This window comes from Enterococcus moraviensis ATCC BAA-383 (genome assembly GCF_000407445.1).
GTDB lineage: Bacteria > Bacillota > Bacilli > Lactobacillales > Enterococcaceae > Enterococcus_L > Enterococcus_L moraviensis.
Genome location: NZ_ASWB01000001.1, coordinates 1,074,724 through 1,095,204 on the forward strand (window position 1 = coordinate 1,074,724; position 20,481 = coordinate 1,095,204).

Sequence of the window (20,481 nt, forward strand, 5' to 3'; positions counted from 1 at the left end):
TTATGTACATAATCAATCTATGAAAAAAAGAAAAGCACCACTTGAAACAGTAGCACTTCCAACATCTTTTATTATACTAACATTTTTATGGATTTTCAATTCCTCTAATTTAATTCCATTTTGAGATCAGTGGTAAAATCTCACGCCCGTTGTTAATCCCAATATACGAAGCCCCCGCTTGAAAAAGCAACTCAATTTCAAGTAAAGTTGGCGCTTTGACATTCACTTGGAAGGTCATTCGTCTCTTACGGCCTGTTCTAAAAATACTCATATCGTAAATTGCTTGTTCCATCGTTAGATTTACGCCAAGAGAAATAGCACTGACATTAAGCTGTGCAATATCCGTCGTTAATACTTGCTTTTGGTTGTCTGTCAAATGACTACTATCTAAGAAAAAACCTAAAGCATTTCGTCCAAACGACAATTGCTCTAATGCTTGATAACTAAGATTTCCATTTAGATCCAGTTGTTCAGGCGCCATAGTCACAAAAACATCCGACGCACCATCTCTATACATCTGTCCCGTCTCAAACGCTTTTTTTGCCAATGTTCCACCACCCAATGGAAAATCGACAAAACTACCTACCTGAATCGCTGTTCCCACCAATAATTGTTTTGCTCTTGTGATAGCATAGGGCAAAACAAAAATGGACCGAACAGGAAACTCTTTTAAGAACAGAATCTCATCTTTAAACTGTTGATCTGTAAGCGTCGGATCCATCAACATAATTGAAAGTCTTTCTAACTCTATCTCCATAAAAAACCCCCTAACTCTTACACTAATTCAAATTGATAACTAATAGCGCTCAAAGCGTACAATGGCGCTGTTTCAGCACGTAAAATACGTGGCCCCAAGCCACAAACAACCCCACCATATTCTTGAAATTTTTCAATTTCAGCTGGAGAAAAACCACCCTCTGGTCCAAAAATGATTAGAATCGATTCTCCAACAACTAATTCAGAAAGTGCTGTTGCAAAGCGGCTGCGTTCTCCAACTTTTGCAGACTCTTCATATGCGATCAACACTTTATCATAACGAGAAAAAACATCCATCAATTCTTGCTCTTTCTCTAATAATACAATATCTGGTACAAACTGGCGATGGGATTGCTCAGCCGCTTCAGTCGCAATTTTTTTCAAGCGGTCAGTTTTTTTGACTAGTTTCTTCGAATCCCATTTTACAACCGAGGCTTTGGCAGGAAAACCGATAAAGCGGTGGCTGCCTAGTTCTGTTCCTTTTTGCACGACCCATTCTAATTTGTCACCTTTAGGATAGCCACAAGCAATCGTGACATTCACTGGCAACTCTTTTTCAGCTTGTTCTTTACTGATTTCTTTTAGAAAAACGGCTTCTTCGGTAATATCAATTATTTCAGCAATGATCGCCAACTGATCACTAAATGCTAAGAAGACTTGCTGTCCTGATTCCATCCGCATGACGCGAACGATATGATGATAGTTTTCACCTGTAATGGTATAGTGTTCTTTGACCTCATATGGCTCAGTTAAAAAGTAACGTTGCATTTTACTCTTCCTCAGTTTTCTTTAAAATAATCGCATACCAATCTCCTTGTTGGAAAACTTGATCCACAAGAAATCCTACTTCTGTCATCTTTTGTATGATCATTTCTTTTTTCTCATGAATGATCCCTGAAACAATCAAGGTACCGTCATTTTTCAATAAACGCCAAGCATCTTCTATCATCAATGTAATGATATCCGCTAAAATATTTGCTACGATCACATCCGCTTCAATCGTTACGTTTTTTAACAAATCATTTGCTGACACATGAACATCACTTGCAATTGGGTTCATATCCATATTTTCTTTTGCTGCAGTAACAGCTACTTCATCTAAGTCATACGCATAAACGTCTTTTGCGCCTAAATATTTACTTGCAATACTTAAAACGCCAGAACCAGTTCCAACATCAAGCAATGTTTCGCCACCACGTAAAACTGTTTCTAAAGCTTGTAATGTTAAACGAGTTGTTGGATGTGTTCCTGTCCCAAATGCCATTCCAGGATCCAAAGTGATTATTTTTTCAACCGTATCTTGCGGCTCATATTTTTCCCAACTTGGTACAATCGTTAAAAAACGGGTCACTCGAACTGGATGATAATATTTTTTCCATGCAGTCGCCCAATCACTTTCAGCAACTTCGCTGACACTCACTTCATTTTTCCCTATTTCAAGTCCAAATTCTGGTAAACGCGTGATACTTTCTTTAATAAAAGGTAATATTTCTGGTAAAAAAGTTGTTTCTGGGAAATAGGCCATTACTAAAGCGCCATCCTTGATATGTGTAAATTGTTCTTTATCTAATAATTCCCCATAAAGATCGCTTTGGAAATTTTCCACATCTAAAGAATCTTCGATGGCAACACCACTAGCGCCGGCTTCCATCATAATATTTGAAATTGCTTCAACCGCTTCACTGGTTGTTTCAACTTTTACTTCTGTCCACTTCATATGATCACCTCTTCTAATAACTAGGATAGGCGATATATACATCGCTATCCGCTTTTTGATATGCTTGAACAGCTTTTTCAAACTCTTCATTAGACCATTTTAATTCAAAAACTTCTTGATCTTCATCTGTTAAAAAATCTAACAAGTCACTTTGCCCTTCTGTTAGTACCTCATTTAAGTACGCAACAAAACCATCCAACACAGATTTTTTAATACCTTTTTTTCCTTCATAAGGAATAACAGCTAAATAGTCTTCTTCCTCTACAGAAGTTTTTTCAGGATTATAAAATAGAACACCGTCTTCAAATTCAATGATTTCTTCTTCTGATAGTGTTCCTGCTGCATCATCGATTTGTTCATGAGTCTTATTTTCAGCAAACAATCGAAAAACCACTTCAATTGAATGATTTCTTGTGTTCCAATCAAGAGCGACATCGTATTCTGTAATTTTTTTGGTAATTTGTTGATCTAAATAAGTTAGCATCGTTTCTTTTTTCATTTATTTTCTTCCTTCCAGCCAAAGGCCTTTTGATCGATATCACTTTTACTTTGTTTAGAAATATAGGGGTTTCCTGAAACAACATATCGTAGCGGTAACTCTGTCCAAATTCCTTTATTTGGAATTCCAATTCTAGGAAGTGAAATGATTTTCTTAGGCGTTTTCCTTTTTTCAGGAACGATTCTTAGAGAACTGTCAAAGATGGAATCACCGTATAATTCTTTCTTAATGTCTAAAGCCTCGACTAACTTTCCAGGCCCATTAGACAACTCGACACCTTTTTTTCCTTTGCGGTTAACTTCCATTTGATTGATTCCAATAACAGGCTCAATCGCACGAATCATAACACCTTGAGGTTTGTCTTTTTCTTGCGTCACCATATTTAAAATCAGGTGGGTATGCATGGTGTATAAATAAATCGTCCCGGGCTTTTCATACATCGCCTTCAAGCGTGGCGTATCTCGTAAGCCATAACTATGCGCTGCTTCATCTTCTGGGCCTAAATAAGCTTCTGTATCCACGATATACCCTGCAAGTATCCCCGTTTCTGATTCATGTTCTAAATACATTCCTAATAAAAATTGAGCGATTTCTTCTGTTGATTTTGTATTAAAAAAATCTATCGTTTCATTCATTATTTTTCACCACCTCCTATCATACACGAATCTAGGTCTATTATCCATTGAAATCACAAGCATTTTGTATGATAAACCCTTACATTCTCTTGTTTTAAAAGACTAAACAAGCACCGATACAAACGTACGTTCTTTGTGGTATAATAAGGGAATAAAGAATTTTTTAGCTAGTTACTTAAACTGTACTCCGACAAAAAAGATAAATCCTGATTGTGGCTAAAAGCGCCACTCTCAGTTTTTCCTATTTTTCTGTCAGAGCTTAACGAGCCTGTTTCGCTTTTTCTCATATCTAGCTTCGCGGGCTAGCTCTTCGGAAAAAAGATAAATCCTGATTGTGGCTAAAAGCGCCACTCTCAGTTTTTCCTATTTTTCTGTCAGAGCTTAACGAGCCCGCTACGCTTTTAAAATAAGGAGGTTCAACGATGCAAAAACCTTTAGCTTATCGCATGAGACCACGTAATTTGGATGAGGTCGTCGGTCAACAACATCTTGTTGGACCAGGAAAAATCATTCGTCGGATGGTTGAAGCGCGTATGCTTTCATCTATGATTTTATATGGTCCCCCAGGTACTGGTAAGACTAGTATTGCCAGTGCAATTGCTGGTTCGACCAACTATGCCTTTCGCTTATTGAATGCTGCAACAGATACAAAGAAAGATCTACAGATTGTAGCCGAAGAAGCGAAAATGAGTGGCACTGTCATCTTATTATTAGATGAAGTCCATCGTTTAGATAAAACAAAACAAGATTTCTTATTGCCTCACCTTGAGAGTGGTCGCATCATTATGATTGGGGCAACGACTGAGAATCCTTATATTACAATCAATCCAGCCATTCGAAGTCGAACACAAATTTTTGAAGTCAAGCCCCTGACTGAACTTGATATTCAAAAAGCAATCAAAGAAGCATTAACTGATACCGAACGAGGATTGGGAGAATTTCCTGTTGTATTAGAAGAAAAAGCCTTGCAGCATTTATCACGTGCTACAAATGGAGATTTGCGTAGCGCCTTAAATGGACTAGAATTAGCTGTAAAATCAACTCCTGTGAACGAAAATAAAGAAGTTAAGATCACTCTTTCGATTATTGAAGAATGTGTACAGCGTAAAGCTTTGACTCATGATAAAAATGGTGATGCTCATTACGATGTCATTTCAGCATTTCAAAAATCGATCCGCGGTAGTGACGTCGATGCTGCACTTCATTATTTAGCGCGTTTAGTTGAAGCCGGTGATTTACCGATTATTTGTCGTCGTTTGATGGTCATTGCTTATGAAGACATTGGTTTGGGTAATCCTCCTGCCGCTGCTCGCACAATCACAGCTGTTCAGGCAGCCGAAAAATTAGGATTCCCAGAAGCACGTATTCCACTTGCCAGTGTAGTTATCGATTTATGCCTGTCACCAAAATCAAATTCTGCGATCAGTGCTATCGACGCTGCCTTAGCCGATATTCGTGATGGAAAAGCTGGAGATGTCCCTGATCATTTACGTGATAGCCATTATTCTGGCGCAAAAGAATTGAATCGTGGCATTGGGTATCAATATCCACATAATTTTGAAAATGCTTGGGTCGATCAACAGTATCTTCCTGACAAAATAAAAAATGCTCATTATTATGAGCCAATTGATACTGGCAAATACGAACAGGCACTACACCAGCAGCATCAGCGGATTCAGGAATGGAAAAAAGGAAAAAACAGCAAAAAATAATCCGCTTTCAAATCTAAGCGCGCTCGTTGCTGTTTGGTTTATATTGTGCTATTATAAAGATGGTAAATCTGTGATGTACGCGTTGTCTTTTTTGTGTGTTGACCGAACATTTTATTGATATCTAGGGATCCTTCTGGTACCTAAGCTGGTAACATGCCTTATCATTTGGTAGTTCGAAGCTGTCAGTCGTGGAACCCACCTGCTTTGTTTGCGGGTTCAATACTATAGGACGAATAACGGCATCAACGGATTTTACCATTTTTATTTAGATCACCAAACAATTTGCGAAGTGCAAATTGTTTTTTATTTGATGGAGGTTCATTGCATGATTCGCATACTTATTTTTGTATCTGTAGCATTATTAGTTATTATCGGTATCTATTTATTAAAAAAAGGAACAGTTTTTTTGCCCTTGATGCACAACGGGGAACCTGATGAAAACACACAATTTTTACATCAGTTCGGTGTTTTTTATTTGATTTTAGCTGCCATCGGTATTTTAGTTGGAATCTTTAATTTAACTTTCTTTTCTTTATTTTATATTTTTAGCTTGCTTGTAATTTCAGCTATATTCACCGTTATGTTTGCCAAGAAGATTCTATAACAGCATCTTCTTTTTTGTTTGCTTTTTTTCTATTTTGTTCTACAATTAAAGTGTCAAGAACTATGAATTTTCAATTATTTGAAAGGAGTGGTTAATATGTTACAAAATTATCGTAGAATTATGGTTGCAGTTGATGGCTCATCTGAAGCAGAATTAGCTTTCCAAAAAGCAATGAACGTTGCCATGAGAAATGATGCAGAATTACTACTAGCCCATGTTATTGATACTCGTGCATTTCAATCTGTTTCTTCATTTGATGGAGTCTTAGCTGAACAAGCTACTGAAATGGCAAAACAAACGTTAGAAGGGTACAAAAAACAAGCCAAAGAACATGGCTGTGAAAAAGTATCAAGTATCATTGAATACGGCTCTCCAAAGCCTTTGATTGCAAAACAATTGCCACAAGATCATGAAGTTGATTTGATTATGTTAGGAGCCACTGGACTTAATGCTGTAGAACGATTATTTATTGGATCAGTCTCTGAATATGTCATTCGCAACGCATCATGTGATGTATTAGTGGTAAGAACGGATTTAACTAATAAAATTCCAGTTCAACAGGATGATGAATAACTATATACAAAAAAGCCACTCAATAAAATTGAGTGGCATCTTTTTATTTAAACATTATTTTCTTAAACGTTCAACGTCACGAGCAATCATTAATTCTTCGTCTGTTGGAATCAATAATACTTTGACTTTAGAATCATCCGTAGAGATTACTGATTCTTTTCCACGAACATTGTTTTTCTCATCATCTAATTCACAACCGAACCAAGTCATCCCTTTGATTACTTCGCTACGAACATGTGAATCATTTTCACCGATACCAGCAGTAAAGACAATTGCGTCTACACCGTTTAGCACAGTTACATAGCTACCAATGTATTTACGGATACGATCTGTAAAGATATCGTAAGCTACTTGAACCGCTTCTTTGTCCATGTTTGCTTCCAAATCACGCATATCACTAGAGATACCAGTCAATCCAAGTAAACCTGATTTTTTATTTAAAATATTGATCATATCTTTGATGTCAGTCAATTCAAGTTTTTCCATTAAATAAGCTAATAAAGAAGGATCGATATCACCAGAACGAGTACCCATTGTTACACCAGCAAGTGGTGTGAATCCCATTGATGTATCAACAGATTTACCACCATCAACAGCTGTAATTGATGCTCCGTTTCCTAAGTGACAAGTAATGATTTTTAACTCTTCAATTGGGCGTCCAAGCATTTCAGCTGCGCGGTCAGCAACGTATTTGTGGCTTGTTCCGTGTGCGCCGTATTTACGAGCTGCATATTTATCATAGTACTCAGTTGGAATACTATATAAGAAATTGTGTTTAGGCATTGTTGTGTGGAATGCAGTATCAAAAACAGCAACACTGATAATTTCAGGTAAGATTTTTTTGAATGCTTTGATTCCCATTGCATTTGCTGGGTTGTGTAATGGTGCAAGATCTGCTAATTTTTCGATTTTTGCTAAAACGTCATCATCGATAACAACAGAATCTTTAAAGTCTTCTCCGCCAGCTACGACACGGTGTCCTACACCAGTAATTTCATCGTAAGAAGCTAAGATTTTCAATTCAGTTAATTTATCCAATAACATTTTTACAGCAACATCATGATCGTGAATATCAACGATTTCTTCATATTTTTCGTCATTGCCATATTTGATTGTAAAGATTGAATCATTTAAACCAATACGTTCAACGATTCCTTTGGCGATAACTTCTTCATTTGGCATTTGGTATAACTGCCATTTTAAACTTGAACTTCCAGCATTGATTGCAATTGTTTTAGACATAATACTCTCCTCTTTATCAGTTGTTTTATTTTAAATTTGAAGACTTCCAAGCCTCAAATTGTTGAAAAAATTGGGTAATTTTGGCAGGATCTTTTAAGGAACCTAATTTAGCAACAAGAACTTCTTTCGCTTGTTCACTATGTTCGCCTTTATTCTGTACAAATAAAATACTTTTTCTTGATTGAACTGATTTAAATAATTCATCTGGCAACTGGATCATACCTTGTAGATAAACGTTTTTTTGCAACCAGTTTTTGAAAAATGAACTTTGTTCTGTCTCTAAAATATTAGTCGGGATCAAAAATAGTCCATAGCCATCTGGTTTAACAAACTTCATTGCTTGTTCCATCAATAAATGATGTGCATAACTATGTTCTTCCTCTGCAGCCGAGTCAAATTCCTTAGCCTTTTCATCATTTGGATAATACCCTATCGGCAAATCACTGACTGCTACATCTACAGGATCAACAAGCAAGTCTTGCAATCCATCTTGATGAAATAATTGTATTGCAGCTTTTGTCCATTCATTATTAGTGGCTGAAACTGAAAGCAATGTGTCATCAATATCCACACCAAAACCTTGAGCTGAATAGTTCGCTATATTCAGATTTAAGATGATCGTCAGAAGTAGATTACCCATGCCTGTCGCAATATCTAATATTTTTAGCGATTGTTCTGAGGAATATAATTGTTCAATCAAATAAACAAATAAGAAACCTATGCTGTCGGGCGTTAGTTGATGATTGGCTTGTAAGGACTCTATCTTATTCCCTTTAAGTAAAATCAACTGAGACAAACGTCTAATTTCTTCTGGTTCTAATTCGATTGCTTTTAGCTGCTGATAAATGGTTTTAAGTTTTTGAACAGTTTGCTCATCGGGCACTCCATCTAGGACACGTACTTGATAATTATCAATGATGTTTTCACCATTTTCAGTATATGCATCTAAAAAAGATGTGTCTAAAGATCGTTTAAGCAATTGGATGGACTGTTCCATTAAACCGAAAGCCTTTTCTATTTTCTCAGGGAACAAAAGAAACACCTCAATTTCCATCTATAATATAACAATTTTCATACCTGTTCTATTTTAACGAAAAAATAGACAATAATCAATCAATTTCCTCATATTATTTAGAAATCGCCAAACTGCTCTTATATTTACTCAAAAGTAAAAATGATTCTAAGCATTTTTCTAAAAAAACGGCGCTCTGTATTAGTTTTTTTTATTCCTAGTCTGATACACATTTCACAAATTTTTGAAGCGTACTATTTCTACTATTTTATTTTACTTCATCTTTCACTAGTCTGTCTGCTTTTTTACTTTTATGATACTCCTCTTTAAATTTATAAGTCGCCTGATTTACCTCAATTGTAAACCATACTATCGTCTCATTATACTCATATTGCAGTATACCTGTTGAATACCTTTGCTCTCCTTTTTTTTCAAATGATTTTTGCTCTTTTTTCCTATCAGAAAGAAACATACTTACCATTATTTTGGCAATATAATAGTCTTTAGTCTTTTTTGTAAAGGCTTGAGTCAATTGAAAATCTTCCAAAATAAGCATAAAAATGAAGCTAAATAAAAAAACGAGTAGTAATGTTGTAAGTAATATTCCTCCGTTATATCGTTTATTCATCCGTATACTCCTTAGGTATAATCCACTTCCCACTATACATCAAGTCATTTTCTAGGATGACTTGCATCTCAATCGTATGATTCACCTCACTAAACACCGCTTCTTTGACTTTCATAAGAAGAGGATGATACCCTCCGTTTTCCACTTTGACGATTTTTCCTAACTTATACTCGATCCAAACATTATTGTTATTTTTTTTATTTCTAAGAATAATCTTGTTTGCTTGCGTTTTTTCGTAGCGACAGTTTTTTAGCTCCTCTTCTAGTTGAATCACAAAAATATGCCATTCTTTTTCCTTTTCACTTTTTAAATAGTTCGAAACGGTCGCAGTATTTTTGATCGAAGCAGAAAATAGCATGGAAATAATAGATAACAGAAGCAGAGCGAGTAAACATTCTATTAAGGTAAAACCTAAGAATGATCTTTTCCTATTACTCTTTCTTAATTTTAATTTTGTCTTTCCCATCCATGATCTCCACTTCTCTCAACTCATCATCCCCTTTGTAAAAGTACAATTGATACTCCTTATCTCTTTTTTTGATGGTTCGTCTTAATTCACCCCCATGATTTTCATAGTGCTTCGTTTCTTCATATAGCATTCTATAAAGTGCCAATTCCTCAATTGCTTGCTTATTCTTTTTTAATAAGAATGTATTCGATGACATATACCCTAAAACGATTAAACATACAATGCTTAATGCAATTAGACTTTCAAGCAAAATGTAGCCTTTATAATTGAATGATCTTTTTATCAAATCGACCACTTCCTAACTGAAATTGGAACTCTATCAATTGATTTTTTTCTGCCCATAAAAAAGAAAACTTTGATAATTTTCCATTATGCCCAGAATCTTTTTTGAAGGTAAATTTACTTGGTCCAACTGCTTTTAATGGCGCTGGAATTCCTACCATTTCTTCTATTTTGTTTCCGTTACTAGGAATAGAAAAATGAAATTGCTGTTCTTGCTCAAAAAATAAAATTTGTGTATCAATTCCGGTTACAATAGCCATTTGTTGCGTAAAAAGAATTTTCTTTTCAAATGAAGATAGAAATTGTTCTACTTCCAAAGTGTCTTTCCAGTCATTAATCGATAATGTAGGCAGTAGTATAAAAATCGTGCATACAAACAACACCATTAAGGATTCTATTAAGGTGAAACCCCTCATATTTTTCATGATGATTATTTACTATTTTGATATTTATCATATTGTTCTTGCGTGATATATTTTTCCTGTAACAATTGATCAACCGTTGGTGTTTGATTTTTTTCCATGGCATACAAATCGATTTGAGTTTCTATTATTTTGACAATAGCTTCATTGCCTTTTTTATCTACCCCTTCCTTGTGTTTTGAAAGGTTCGGCACAAATAATAAAATCAAAACTGAAATGATTAGTAGCACAACGAGCATTTCTAATAAAGTGAAACCATCATACTTGATCTGTTGCTTTTTCTCTGTCATAAAAATTCCTCCATTCCTCCATAAATCGGTAATAGCATCGCTGCATAAATACTTACGACTAAAAGTGCAACTACTAAAAAAATGACTGGTTGAATCCATTGAATCAACTTTTCCATTTTTTTAAAGAAGTGTTGCCCACAAAGTTCGCTATATAGAATCAACTCTTTGCCTAAATTCCCCTTAACTTCTCCTTGTTGAATAATCAGAGACAACTCTGGAGAAAAAAATGAAAATTGCGGCAATTGTTCATAAAACGTTAGCCCTAAAACTGATTTTTCTTCAATTAATTCGGCTAGTTCATTCATTAATGTCTGCTGTTTAGTTGCTTGCATCAACTGAATAACTCTTTTGATCTCTAACCCTTGAGAAAATAACTTCCCCCATTCAAGCGCAAAAAAAGCCGAGTTATATTCTTTATAGAGGGTCCCTAAAACTGGCAATTTAGAAATGAAACTAGCTCTTTGTATAAACGTCATTTTTTTCAAGAACAAATAGGTAAAAAGTCCTATAAGTCCTATACTAAGTAAAATAATCACGAAATAATAAGGACTTTGTTGAATAAATTGAATCCCTATATTATTGGCATCTATTGTTCCATTTGTCATTAATTGAGGTAGCAAAACTTGGCGAATACTAATCAAAACTACCATTAAAAACAAGAGAAGCAGTACAGGGTAACTGATGATTTTATAAAGATTTTGTCGTTGCTTTTCGACAATTGTCATATGCTCTTTGATTTTTTTTAGTGTCCCTGTCATATCTCCATGTGTGTGCGCAAATTCAATTTGAGTAATGATCGTCCTATTGAATCCAAGCTTTATCAGACCATTATGAAACGAGTCCCCACGTTCCATAATGTCTACTAAACAATTGATTGCTATTTCTGGAATCGAACAAGACTTTTTCATAAATAGAAAACTTTCCTGAATTGTAAAGCCATTACTTAATAAGTCTGCTAGTAACTGAATAAACAATCGCTGATGAAGATTAGACAACTTACTGGTTTTTTTCTTCTTCAAATGTTTGATTATTGATAAATCCATAGGCCCATACCTTTCTTAGTTCTTTCAACCAATTTGAGGACATTTCTCTAGAAAAACTATAATCTATAAGTAGTCCGCTCATTTGTTCGTTTATAGACGTCTGAACAGGCAATAGTCTTTGATAGATAATACTTGATACACATTCAAGTATTTCTCTTTGTTGAACACCTAATTCCGCGAGTCGTTCATAAACCCCACCAATACTTCTTGCATGAATCGTTGCAAATACGGTATGTCCCGTCAAAGCAGCCCTAATTGCTGCTTGTGCTGTAAGTCCATCTCGAATCTCTCCGATGATCAAAATATCTGGTCGGTGACGTAAACAAGCCTTGATCAGTACATCATAGGTCAAATCGATTTTACTATTCGTCTGTAGTTGTAAAAAGGTTGCTTCTTCGATTTCCACTGGATCCTCTATTGTGATCACTTGTTGAAATTGGTCTGTTTCTTTTGCTAATTTGTACATCAAAGTCGTTTTACCAGATCCTACAGGTCCACAAAATAGATGTAAGCCACGTCGATTAATGAACTCTCTTACTTTTCTTAATTGCTGTGGTAAAAAGTAATTCTCACGACTATTCCCAAATATATGTAAAAATCGAATAACCAAACTTTCTCTTTGCCTAAAATCACCAACTGTTGATAAACGTAATCGTATCTCCTCTTGTTCAACTACATAGGTCGCAGCGCCAACCTGTGCTTGCCTACGTTCGCCAACATCCATACTTCCGATAAATTTGAAGTGAAAAATCAGCTTTTCACCCTCGCTTTTATCTAATTCTTTAAATAGGATTCGTTTTTTCCCTTTTCGTGTAAAGATCTGAAAATTATTTTCAATAGGTAAAACGTAAATATCTTGTAGACATTCGGATATCCCCCATTCAATCAATTTCAGAGAAAGTTCTTTAATATCCATCTTTTTCCCTCCTTACTGTAAGATACGCTTTTCTTGTAAAAAACCACGCAAAAAACCAGAGAACAACTTGAAAAAGTTTTGTTCTCTGGTTTGAGTTTGAAAAGGAAGCTTTATTCATACGTTTTAGTTCCAGCTATTTCAGGATTTTAAATAAAAAAAGTAAAACCATAAGTGTTGAAATTCAACACTTATGGTTTTACCAAGAGTTCTGATGCACTATCTTCCCCAAAATAGTTTATCGTTTTGATATATTCATTATACTAAAAAATTGACGAGAATAACTTTCAGAAATTGTGAATTTTATTAAAATTTTTGAGAAAAAGTAACTCCTGCTTAAAAGGGTTAAGCAGGAGTACACGCTTTATCGAATGACAAAGACTTAGATCATTCTCATTATATCAAATAATCTTTAATATTTTTCTCAATCTCTAATGCGAACAAGCAAGTTTTTGAAAATAGCTTGGTAACATTATCTTTCTGATCCCCGTATTTTTTGATTTAGGAAATAAACTGGCACCCCTAACAACGTAATTCCTATACCAATGCTTGCCAAGATCGTTTGTGTATACAATGTAGTAATCAAAATAAAGAGACCACCTAACATTGCTATAATAGGAATGACAGGAAATAATGGTACTTTATACGGTCGTTTCAAATCTGGTTCTTTCTTCCTTAAAATAAATACCGCTGAAAAAATCAATAAACTAAATAGCCACATTACAAAAACTAACATGTCCGTCAATAAATCAAAACTACCAAAAAACATCATAATAGCTGCAATACTAAATTGAAAAATCCCTGCAATGTATGGAACAACAAACGTTTTAGATAATTTTTTGAATTGTTGACTAAAAGGAATCATTTCTTCTAAGGCTAGCGCATAAGGAACTCGAATTCCCGTCATCGTATAGCCATTTAATGCTCCATAAACAGAAATCAAAATCCCAATTGTGACCAACTTACCACCAATTGAACCAAAAATTTGATTTGAAACGTCTGATGCTGCATTTAAATTCCCAGAAAGTTGTTCAACTGGTAATGTTTTAAGAAAAACAAGATTGATCAATACATAAACAATCGTAATAAACGTTAACCCTAAAAAAATCGCTTTTGGCAAATCTTTTTCTGGATGTTTCATTTCACCTGCCACAGCACCAACACCCAACCAGCCATCATAAGCAAACATAGTTGCGAGCAATGACCCACTAAGTGCATGTATAAAGCTATTGTCTCCGCCAGCTTTTATAGGAAATAATGCCACCTCTGCATTCGCTGGCATAAACAATCCCACTAATACAATCAATGCTATGGGAACCATTTTTATAATCAATGTAAATGATTGTAAATTTGACGCTAGCCTAGTTCCCATTAAATTAACTATCGTTACACTCAAACCCGTTATCAATGCGATTGGTAAAAGAAAGGCATTCGATAAATGAAATAAATGAATAAATTGCGTACTGAAAATAATTGATAATGCTGCAATATTGGCGGGAAAATAAATCACACTTTGCGCCCATCCAAGTAAAAAACCAGGTAATTTTCCATAAGTATATTCAATGTATTTTACTGCGCCCCCTGTTTTAGGAATAGCAGTAGCCAATTCTGCACTGGTCAATCCTGCACATATCGTCAGAATCCCCCCTAATATCCATGCAAAAATCGTTAAACTTGATGATTGAGCAAAACTGACCACACTAGCTGTTTTAAAAAAAACACCCGCTCCAATAACTGTACCCATAACAGTTGAAAAAGCACCAAACAAAGAAATCTCACGCTTTAATCGATTTTCCTCCATGCTCATCCTCTTTCTATTTTTTAGTTATTTTTCTAGTATAGCTTTTCTGAATTTAAATTCAAGCGTTTCATGCAATAAAAATAGTGTAGACAAGTCTTTTTCAAACTTCTCCACACTATTGACTGAAACTATTTTTGTCTACACTTGTCCATAATAAGCGTTGCTACCATGTTTTCTAAAAAAGTGTTTGTCTAAAAGATATTGAGGGATTGGACTAATTGTCTCGTTTACTATTTCAGTTGTACTAGCCATTTCTGCTATTTCATCTAGAACAATGCTATTTTCTACCGCCTTTTTAGTTGTTTCCCCCCAAGTAAAAGGGCCATGACCATATACTAATACGCCAGGGACTGCTAAAGGATCGATTTCTTTTTCTCTAAATGTTTCTATTATTACTTTCCCTGTCTCTAATTCGTATGCGCTAGCAACTTCTTCTGAAGTCAATTGTCGTGTGCAAGGAACTACACCGTAAAAGGTATCTGCATGGGTCGTTCCGTAAGCAGGGATTTCACGACCGGCTTGTGCCCACATCACCGCATTTTTTGAATGCGTATGTACAACCGAATTGACTTCTTCAAACGCTTTATATAGTTCCACATGAGTAGCCAAGTCTGAAGACGGTTTTAATCCAGGTTCTAACACCTCTCCATCTAAATCCGTTACTACCATATCATTTATCTCCATCGTCTTATAGGAAACACCACTAGGCTTAATGACAATCACGCCTGCCTCGCGATTGACTTCACTAACATTTCCCCAAGTAAGTTTGACCAAACCAGCCTCAGGTAATGCCAAATTTGCAGTAAAAACTCGTTTTTTCATTTCATGGATCAATTCTTTATGTTTCAAGGTACCCTGCCTCCTTTAAATATGGAAATAAAAATGCTTTCGCTTGCTCGATTTCTTTTTCAGGTACATCACTATTTTCACTCCACATCTCAATCAGAAAAGGGCCGTTGTATTCTAGACGTTTCAATGTTTTGAGACAGCCTAAGAAATCAACACAGCCACTGCCAAATGGAACTTCTTTAAATTTCCCTTCAAATTGCTCGGTTACTGCCAACGTATCTTTTAAATGAATCGCAGATATTTGGTCGATTCCAATTTCTAATTCATAGCCTACATCATTTTCTGGCCATGCAGATAAATTGCCAAGATCAGGATATACTTGTAAATAAGGTGAACGGATTTGTTCTTTGATCTTTAAAAACTTAGAGATAGAATTTAAGAAAGGATCGTCCATTATTTCAATGGATAAAACTATTTCTTTTGCCGCTGCCATTGCTACTGCTTTTTTTAGGTTTTCAATAAAGTATTCCCTTGAGGTCAAAGTCTTATCTTCATAATAAACATCATATCCTGCTAATTGGATCGTGCGTACACCTAAATCAGAAGCTAAGTTTATTGCTTTTTCCATCAAAGTCAAGGCAGCTTTGCGTTTCTCTTCATCTTCAGATCCAAAGGGAAAACGGCGATGCCCACTTAAACAAATAGAGAGGATTTTAGTCCCTGTTTCATGTATGGCTTCTCTGACTTCTTTCCGTTCCTCTTTGGTCCAATCTAGTCTTTTCAGTCGTTCATCTGTTTCGTCAATCGACATTTCAATGAAATCAAACCCTAATTCTTTTGTAAGTAATAAACGCTCTTTCCAACTCATTTTTTTAGGAAGTGCTTTCTCGTAGATTCCTACTGTCGTCACCTGCTTCACCCCCAAATACGTTTTATTTCATCTTGAAAATCCTGTGCGGCTTTTTTAGGATCGTGAGAAGCTATAATACCTCGACCCGTAATAAACGTATAGACATCAAGATCTTTGAATAATTTTAAGGTAGCTACATCTAATCCACCAGTAACTGAAACTCGAAAGCCCATTTCAATCAACTTTCTTACTTTGGTTAAATCTTTTTCGCCCCACGTTTCACCTGCCAGTAAGGCATCACGACTTTGATGATAAATAGCTTGTGAGATACCTGCATCTAACCATTTTTGCGCTTGGTCATACGTCCAATCCCCATACAGCTCAACTTGAACTTCTTCCACTTCTTTTGCGGCAGCTTTCATCGTTGGAATTGTCGCACAACAGATTACTGTCATCCAATCTGCTCCAGCATCTCGACAATTTTTTGCAACCGTTCCACCTGCATCTGCACATTTAGTATCTGCCACAACTTTTTTTTCAGGATATAATGCACGAATACAGCGAACGGCTTCTTCTCCTGCTTGTAAACAAAGTATCGTTCCAACTTCCACAATATCTACGATTTCACCCACTGCAACCACATCTTTGATTGCACTAGGTAAATCTGAATGATCCAAAGCTACTTGTAAATTAGGTCTGCTCATTTAATTCTCTCCCTACTTTTCCAGTTAGAATCAGGATGGTTTACCCTCACCCCCCTGAATACTTCGTGCTAAAATTATTTAAACTTAGCTGCTAATTCTGTTTCTTGTACACGCTCACTGATTTCTTTAGCAGACATTACATTTTTCACCCCTACAACTGTAATGCCTTTTTTCTTAGCATCATCAAACATGTTCAAAAAATTCATTGGACAAAACACAACATCATATTGTCCTGCTGTACTTTTTCCTTCCGAAATGGCGCAATGGTGAATATTCGTAATATTGAATCCCAATTCTTTCAATGCTTTTTCGACACTTTTTTTCATCATTAAACTTGTTCCTGAACCATTTGCACACGATACTAAAACTCTCATTTTAATTTCCTCCTAATTTAAAAGCATAACGGTTGAAAAATAGGGAAACACGATACGACTTTCTTCGTCATAAGTCCTTTTTGACTTTTCCCCTAGAAATCATTCCGTGTAGCTAAATAATAAGTATTAAGCAGTTTTTGCTGCCATTTTTTTAACATATTCATCATAATCTTCCGCAATTAAGAAATAACCTTCTGGATTTGCACGATATTGTAATTGGGGAATGGCCAATAGTAAAAGTACTACTAGTGCAACACCGAAATAGCCTAGATACTTCATTAATACTGTCATCAGTGGCCAAACCGTTGCCCAGTCGAACATACCGATGTATCCACCATACTGTGATAGGCCGATAAAAGCCGCTATCAAAGCAGACCCTACTACTTGGATCACACCTGATATAAATGGGAAAATACAAGCTGCTTTAAATCCGCCACGATTGTTTGCATAAACAGCAATCACAGCATTATCAAAGAATAATGGTATAAATCCAGCAATAACGATGACTGGTGATTTAAATAAAATCAATAAACCAATCGTTATAAATTGTCCTAATGCACCGAATAAGAAGCCCATCGTCACAGCATTTGGCGACCCAAAGCCAAATGTCGCAGCAACGTCGATTCCTGGAACAGCGCCTGGTAATAAGGTGTTAGAAATCCCTTGAAATGACTCTGTAAGCTCTGAAACGAACGTTCGAACGCCTAATTGTAAAATGGCTAGATAAACCGCAAAGTATAATGCTGTTTGTAAAATATAGAAGAAGAAACTTTGTCCTTCTACCATAAAACCTGCCTCTATTAAATAAGCTGGTCCTAATACAACTAAAATAATACCAAAGAAAAAGAGCATTAAGATGGAGGTTGCCACCATATTTTCATTAAAAATGGAGAGAAATCCTGGTAATTGAACATCTTCCAACTTCCGATTATTTTTATCTTTTTTCATCTTTTCAGATAATCGAGCAAAGATGTACACCCCAAACATTTGTTGATGAGCGATTGCAAAACCTGCTCCTTCTGTTAGATCTTGTGTAATGTCCACAGTCAGATTCGATCCTACTGCCCAATAACATCCTAAAATAAGACCCATGATCAATAAAATTTGAATTTGTCCTAAATCCGGAAAACAAAATAGTAAGATCCAAAAAGCTGTTGCTGCTTGCTGTATTTGAACATTCCCTGTTGTAAAAACTGCCCGTAACTTCGTATACTTTTTAAAACGCACTAATAAAATATTCATAACAAAAGCGATCAATAATAAAATCATGGTATCACTAAATGTTCGTCCAAACGTTTCTTCAATACCGGCAGTTACGGCATTTTGACCGAAATAAGGATCAATGACCATCGCATCTAAATCAAACCGTTCCTTTAAGCCAACTAGAATCGGACGAAAATTATTAACTAAACCACCTGACCCAACCGTTAAAATCAAATAACCGACTGTTGCTTTTAAAAAGCCTGCAATACTTTCATATAATGGTTTTTTTAGCAGAATATACCCTAAAAGAACAATAAACCCAATTAAAAATGCTGGTTGTGTTAAAATATTTGCAGCGAAATAATCCCAAATTCCCATTAGAAAATCTATTATCTGTGTCATTTACTCCCCTTCTTTCTATAAGTCAAACATAGTCATCACGTCTTCATAATCCTCCATTGTCTCAACTGTCATCAATGCCTCAATCACCCCATCCGTCATTAACATCTCTGATAATTTTGAAATATTTTCAACATGTTCTTCATTATTTTTAGCGGCCAAAGTAAAAAATAAGCGCGCATTTTTCTCATCATTGCCATCCTCGAACACGACATCTTGACTCATTTTTGTAAATGAAATCGCCGTTCCTAAAACACCTTGACTATCCTCAGATGAGTGTGGCATAGCAACGCCAGGAACAATCACGATATAGGGTCCATACTTTTGAACACACGCTATGATCTCGTCGATATACTGTTGCGTAATCATCCCTTTTTCTAGCAAGGTCTGACAACTTAAAGTAATTGCTTCTGACCAGCTAGCAGGTGTGTTTTCACAAAATCGAATCAACTCATTTTCATAAAAATACTTTAGCATCCGTTTGCTCCTTTCTTATAAAAACGATGGAAATGGCGTATCATTATCCGTTGAAAAGACATCATCAAATCCACGATAGAAATTAAACTCAAGTTTGTCCTTATCATTGGGGTACGTAAATTTCCCACCAACTTGCCAAATAAATGGCTTAAATTGGTAATCCAAACGCTCTTTTTTAAACTTCCAAATTTCTGTTATTTCTTTTGGATCAGCCATAAAGTTTGCCCAAATATCATAATGAACTGGAATCACAACGTTAGCATTCAATGATTCTGCCATTCGTAGCATATCGACTGAGGTTACTTTATCGGTAATTCCTCGTGGATTTTCGCCATAAGCTCCTAAACAAACATCGATTTTATGTTCGTTTCCATGTTTAGCAAACAGATTAGAATAATGGGAATCACCAGCATGATAAATATTGCCTCCGCTTGTTTCAAATAAATAGTTAACAGCTATTTCATCCATATCTTGCGGTAAGTTTCCTTTTAATCGAACCTCAGGATCTTCACATGTAACTAATGCCGTTCTATCAAATGCTTCTAATGCGACAATATCAACGTCCTTGATTGATACACGATCACCAGGTTTTACAATCGTTGTTTTTTCTTTTGGAATCCCCCATTTCAACCAAGTATTTACAACTTCTTTTGGCCCAATAAAGCGCGCATTCGGACAATTTTGATGCACCGCTGCAGCTGTGTTGATATCTAAATGATCAGAATGGATATGGGTTACAACCAATGCGTCCACATCTTTTACTGCAAATGGATCAATAACAAATGGTTGCGTTCTAAGGTTAGGCTGCATATTCTCACAACCACTCATCCGCATCATTTGATGGCCTTTTTTCATTTTTCCATTACCATGTGTTCGTTTGCCCGTTCCACACCATAAATCACATAAAATATTTGTGCTCTCATGAGACTTCAACCAAATGCCCGTACATCCTAGCCACCACATAGAAACCGTACCTGGCGCTACTTCTTCTTGTTCAATCTCTTCATTCAAATACGTTCCCCATTCTGGAAAAGTACTTAAAATCCAACTTTCTTTTGTTACCTCATGAATTGTTGCCATATAATCC

At 35.7% G+C, this 20,481-nt stretch carries 25 protein-coding genes and 1 other RNA gene; 4 read left to right on the forward strand and 22 right to left on the reverse strand.

Going from position 1 to position 20,481, the window contains the following annotated elements; all coding sequences use genetic code 11:
- Window positions 1-109: 109 nt before the first annotated feature.
- The 5 genes from I586_RS05080 to I586_RS05100 are packed head-to-tail and all read right to left on the reverse strand — an operon-like array spanning window position 110 to window position 3,607.
- Window positions 110-757 carry a beta/alpha barrel domain-containing protein gene (locus I586_RS05080; RefSeq protein WP_010764236.1) on the reverse strand — a complete coding sequence of 216 codons (648 nt, stop codon included), beginning with the start codon at window positions 755-757 and terminating at the stop codon, window positions 110-112.
- 17 nt (window positions 758-774) lie between these two features.
- Entirely contained in the window at window positions 775-1,524 is a 750-nt protein-coding gene (locus I586_RS05085; RefSeq protein WP_010764235.1) for a 16S rRNA (uracil(1498)-N(3))-methyltransferase, read from the reverse strand.
- Window position 1,525: 1 nt separating this feature from the next.
- The gene (prmA, locus tag I586_RS05090; RefSeq protein WP_010764234.1) at window positions 1,526-2,473 is read right to left on the reverse strand and encodes a 50S ribosomal protein L11 methyltransferase; all 948 of its coding nucleotides are present in this window, start codon (window positions 2,471-2,473) and stop codon (window positions 1,526-1,528) included.
- Window positions 2,474-2,486: 13 nt separating this feature from the next.
- On the reverse strand, window positions 2,487-2,972 hold the full coding sequence (locus tag I586_RS05095) for a DUF3013 family protein (protein ID WP_010764233.1): 486 nt from the start codon (window positions 2,970-2,972) through the stop codon (window positions 2,487-2,489).
- Window positions 2,969-3,607 (reverse strand): DNA-3-methyladenine glycosylase, encoded by a 639-nt coding sequence (locus I586_RS05100; protein ID WP_010764232.1) that lies wholly within the window; start codon window positions 3,605-3,607, stop codon window positions 2,969-2,971. The genes I586_RS05095 and I586_RS05100 overlap by 4 nt, the downstream gene beginning before the upstream one ends.
- 422 nt (window positions 3,608-4,029) lie before the next feature.
- On the opposite strand from I586_RS05100, the gene I586_RS05105 reads away from it, so the two are divergent.
- The 4 genes from I586_RS05105 to I586_RS05115 all read left to right on the forward strand — a co-directional run bounded on the left by I586_RS05105 (window position 4,030) and on the right by I586_RS05115 (window position 6,496).
- A complete protein-coding gene (locus tag I586_RS05105) occupies window positions 4,030-5,319 on the forward strand; it encodes a replication-associated recombination protein A (RefSeq protein ID WP_010764231.1) in 1,290 nt (429 codons plus the stop codon).
- A 62-nt stretch (window positions 5,320-5,381) separates the two neighbouring features.
- A non-coding RNA gene (gene ssrS, locus I586_RS17060) (6S RNA) lies at window positions 5,382-5,575 on the forward strand.
- A gap of 69 nt (window positions 5,576-5,644) precedes the next feature.
- Window positions 5,645-5,923 (forward strand): hypothetical protein, encoded by a 279-nt coding sequence (locus I586_RS05110; RefSeq protein WP_010764230.1) that lies wholly within the window; start codon window positions 5,645-5,647, stop codon window positions 5,921-5,923.
- Window positions 5,924-6,019: 96 nt separating this feature from the next.
- A complete protein-coding gene (locus I586_RS05115) occupies window positions 6,020-6,496 on the forward strand; it encodes a universal stress protein (protein ID WP_010764229.1) in 477 nt (158 codons plus the stop codon).
- Window positions 6,497-6,550: 54 nt separating this feature from the next.
- Here the strand turns inward: I586_RS05115 and I586_RS05120 are convergent, their stop codons facing one another.
- The 17 genes from I586_RS05120 to ulaG all read right to left on the reverse strand — a co-directional run bounded on the left by I586_RS05120 (window position 6,551) and on the right by ulaG (window position 20,474).
- On the reverse strand, window positions 6,551-7,738 hold the full coding sequence (locus tag I586_RS05120; RefSeq protein ID WP_010764228.1) for an acetate kinase: 1,188 nt from the start codon (window positions 7,736-7,738) through the stop codon (window positions 6,551-6,553).
- Between the two features lie 25 nt (window positions 7,739-7,763).
- Complete coding sequence (locus I586_RS05125; protein WP_010764227.1) at window positions 7,764-8,771, reverse strand: class I SAM-dependent methyltransferase; 1,008 nt, start codon at window positions 8,769-8,771, stop codon at window positions 7,764-7,766.
- 247 nt (window positions 8,772-9,018) lie between these two features.
- On the reverse strand, window positions 9,019-9,378 hold the full coding sequence (gene comGG / locus I586_RS05130) for a competence type IV pilus minor pilin ComGG (protein ID WP_010764226.1): 360 nt from the start codon (window positions 9,376-9,378) through the stop codon (window positions 9,019-9,021).
- Window positions 9,371-9,844 (reverse strand): competence type IV pilus minor pilin ComGF, encoded by a 474-nt coding sequence (gene comGF / locus I586_RS05135; RefSeq protein WP_010764225.1) that lies wholly within the window; start codon window positions 9,842-9,844, stop codon window positions 9,371-9,373. Before comGF ends, comGG begins: the two co-directional genes overlap by 8 nt.
- On the reverse strand, window positions 9,810-10,142 hold the full coding sequence (gene comGE / locus I586_RS05140; protein WP_139242670.1) for a competence type IV pilus minor pilin ComGE: 333 nt from the start codon (window positions 10,140-10,142) through the stop codon (window positions 9,810-9,812). The genes comGF and comGE overlap by 35 nt, the downstream gene beginning before the upstream one ends.
- Window positions 10,108-10,554 (reverse strand): competence type IV pilus minor pilin ComGD, encoded by a 447-nt coding sequence (gene comGD / locus I586_RS05145; RefSeq protein WP_010764223.1) that lies wholly within the window; start codon window positions 10,552-10,554, stop codon window positions 10,108-10,110. The genes comGE and comGD overlap by 35 nt, the downstream gene beginning before the upstream one ends.
- Before the next feature lie 5 nt (window positions 10,555-10,559).
- Entirely contained in the window at window positions 10,560-10,841 is a 282-nt protein-coding gene (comGC, locus tag I586_RS05150; RefSeq protein ID WP_010764222.1) for a competence type IV pilus major pilin ComGC, read from the reverse strand.
- Window positions 10,838-11,884: a competence type IV pilus assembly protein ComGB gene (gene comGB / locus I586_RS05155; protein WP_010764221.1), complete on the reverse strand. Its 1,047-nt coding sequence runs from the start codon at window positions 11,882-11,884 to the stop codon at window positions 10,838-10,840. Before comGB ends, comGC begins: the two co-directional genes overlap by 4 nt.
- Complete coding sequence (gene comGA / locus I586_RS05160; protein WP_010764220.1) at window positions 11,838-12,800, reverse strand: competence type IV pilus ATPase ComGA; 963 nt, start codon at window positions 12,798-12,800, stop codon at window positions 11,838-11,840. The genes comGB and comGA overlap by 47 nt, the downstream gene beginning before the upstream one ends.
- Window positions 12,801-13,269: 469 nt before the next feature.
- Entirely contained in the window at window positions 13,270-14,598 is a 1,329-nt protein-coding gene (locus I586_RS05165) for an APC family permease (protein WP_010764219.1), read from the reverse strand.
- 138 nt (window positions 14,599-14,736) lie between these two features.
- The gene (locus tag I586_RS05170) at window positions 14,737-15,447 is read right to left on the reverse strand and encodes an L-ribulose-5-phosphate 4-epimerase (protein ID WP_010764218.1); all 711 of its coding nucleotides are present in this window, start codon (window positions 15,445-15,447) and stop codon (window positions 14,737-14,739) included.
- Window positions 15,437-16,297: an L-ribulose-5-phosphate 3-epimerase gene (locus I586_RS05175; RefSeq protein ID WP_010764217.1), complete on the reverse strand. Its 861-nt coding sequence runs from the start codon at window positions 16,295-16,297 to the stop codon at window positions 15,437-15,439. The genes I586_RS05170 and I586_RS05175 overlap by 11 nt, the downstream gene beginning before the upstream one ends.
- 5 nt (window positions 16,298-16,302) lie before the next feature.
- Window positions 16,303-16,941, reverse strand: a complete 639-nt coding sequence (locus I586_RS05180; RefSeq protein WP_010764216.1) for a 3-keto-L-gulonate-6-phosphate decarboxylase UlaD — start codon at window positions 16,939-16,941, stop codon at window positions 16,303-16,305.
- A gap of 74 nt (window positions 16,942-17,015) precedes the next feature.
- Window positions 17,016-17,315: a PTS sugar transporter subunit IIB gene (locus I586_RS05185; RefSeq protein ID WP_010764215.1), complete on the reverse strand. Its 300-nt coding sequence runs from the start codon at window positions 17,313-17,315 to the stop codon at window positions 17,016-17,018.
- Window positions 17,316-17,441: 126 nt separating this feature from the next.
- Window positions 17,442-18,920: a PTS ascorbate transporter subunit IIC gene (locus I586_RS05190; protein ID WP_010764214.1), complete on the reverse strand. Its 1,479-nt coding sequence runs from the start codon at window positions 18,918-18,920 to the stop codon at window positions 17,442-17,444.
- A 15-nt stretch (window positions 18,921-18,935) separates the two neighbouring features.
- Window positions 18,936-19,394, reverse strand: coding sequence for a PTS sugar transporter subunit IIA (locus I586_RS05195; protein ID WP_010764213.1), 459 nt, complete (start codon window positions 19,392-19,394; stop codon window positions 18,936-18,938).
- A gap of 15 nt (window positions 19,395-19,409) precedes the next feature.
- Window positions 19,410-20,474 (reverse strand): L-ascorbate 6-phosphate lactonase, encoded by a 1,065-nt coding sequence (ulaG, locus tag I586_RS05200; RefSeq protein ID WP_010764212.1) that lies wholly within the window; start codon window positions 20,472-20,474, stop codon window positions 19,410-19,412.
- Window positions 20,475-20,481: the final 7 nt, after the last annotated feature.

What these genes read in the sequence shown, in the direction of transcription:
- I586_RS05095 (WP_010764233.1), bottom strand. Translation starts at nt 2,972, where the DNA reads ATGAAAAAAGAAACGATGCTAACTTATTTAGATCAACAAATTACCAAA.
- comGA (WP_010764220.1), bottom strand. Translation starts at nt 12,800, where the DNA reads ATGGATATTAAAGAACTTTCTCTGAAATTGATTGAATGGGGGATATCC.
- I586_RS05190 (WP_010764214.1), bottom strand. Translation starts at nt 18,920, where the DNA reads ATGACACAGATAATAGATTTTCTAATGGGAATTTGGGATTATTTCGCT.
- I586_RS05195 (WP_010764213.1), bottom strand. Translation starts at nt 19,394, where the DNA reads ATGCTAAAGTATTTTTATGAAAATGAGTTGATTCGATTTTGTGAAAAC.
- comGG (WP_010764226.1), bottom strand. Translation starts at nt 9,378, where the DNA reads ATGAATAAACGATATAACGGAGGAATATTACTTACAACATTACTACTC.
- comGB (WP_010764221.1), bottom strand. Translation starts at nt 11,884, where the DNA reads ATGGATTTATCAATAATCAAACATTTGAAGAAGAAAAAAACCAGTAAG.
- I586_RS05105 (WP_010764231.1), top strand. Translation starts at nt 4,030, where the DNA reads ATGCAAAAACCTTTAGCTTATCGCATGAGACCACGTAATTTGGATGAG.
- I586_RS05080 (WP_010764236.1), bottom strand. Translation starts at nt 757, where the DNA reads ATGGAGATAGAGTTAGAAAGACTTTCAATTATGTTGATGGATCCGACG.
- ulaG (WP_010764212.1), bottom strand. Translation starts at nt 20,474, where the DNA reads ATGGCAACAATTCATGAGGTAACAAAAGAAAGTTGGATTTTAAGTACT.
- comGF (WP_010764225.1), bottom strand. Translation starts at nt 9,844, where the DNA reads ATGGGAAAGACAAAATTAAAATTAAGAAAGAGTAATAGGAAAAGATCA.
- I586_RS05115 (WP_010764229.1), top strand. Translation starts at nt 6,020, where the DNA reads ATGTTACAAAATTATCGTAGAATTATGGTTGCAGTTGATGGCTCATCT.
- I586_RS05180 (WP_010764216.1), bottom strand. Translation starts at nt 16,941, where the DNA reads ATGAGCAGACCTAATTTACAAGTAGCTTTGGATCATTCAGATTTACCT.
- I586_RS05165 (WP_010764219.1), bottom strand. Translation starts at nt 14,598, where the DNA reads ATGGAGGAAAATCGATTAAAGCGTGAGATTTCTTTGTTTGGTGCTTTT.
- comGC (WP_010764222.1), bottom strand. Translation starts at nt 10,841, where the DNA reads ATGACAGAGAAAAAGCAACAGATCAAGTATGATGGTTTCACTTTATTA.
- prmA (WP_010764234.1), bottom strand. Translation starts at nt 2,473, where the DNA reads ATGAAGTGGACAGAAGTAAAAGTTGAAACAACCAGTGAAGCGGTTGAA.
- I586_RS05185 (WP_010764215.1), bottom strand. Translation starts at nt 17,315, where the DNA reads ATGAGAGTTTTAGTATCGTGTGCAAATGGTTCAGGAACAAGTTTAATG.
- comGD (WP_010764223.1), bottom strand. Translation starts at nt 10,554, where the DNA reads ATGAAAAATATGAGGGGTTTCACCTTAATAGAATCCTTAATGGTGTTG.
- I586_RS05120 (WP_010764228.1), bottom strand. Translation starts at nt 7,738, where the DNA reads ATGTCTAAAACAATTGCAATCAATGCTGGAAGTTCAAGTTTAAAATGG.
- I586_RS05110 (WP_010764230.1), top strand. Translation starts at nt 5,645, where the DNA reads ATGATTCGCATACTTATTTTTGTATCTGTAGCATTATTAGTTATTATC.
- I586_RS05085 (WP_010764235.1), bottom strand. Translation starts at nt 1,524, where the DNA reads ATGCAACGTTACTTTTTAACTGAGCCATATGAGGTCAAAGAACACTAT.
- I586_RS05100 (WP_010764232.1), bottom strand. Translation starts at nt 3,607, where the DNA reads ATGAATGAAACGATAGATTTTTTTAATACAAAATCAACAGAAGAAATC.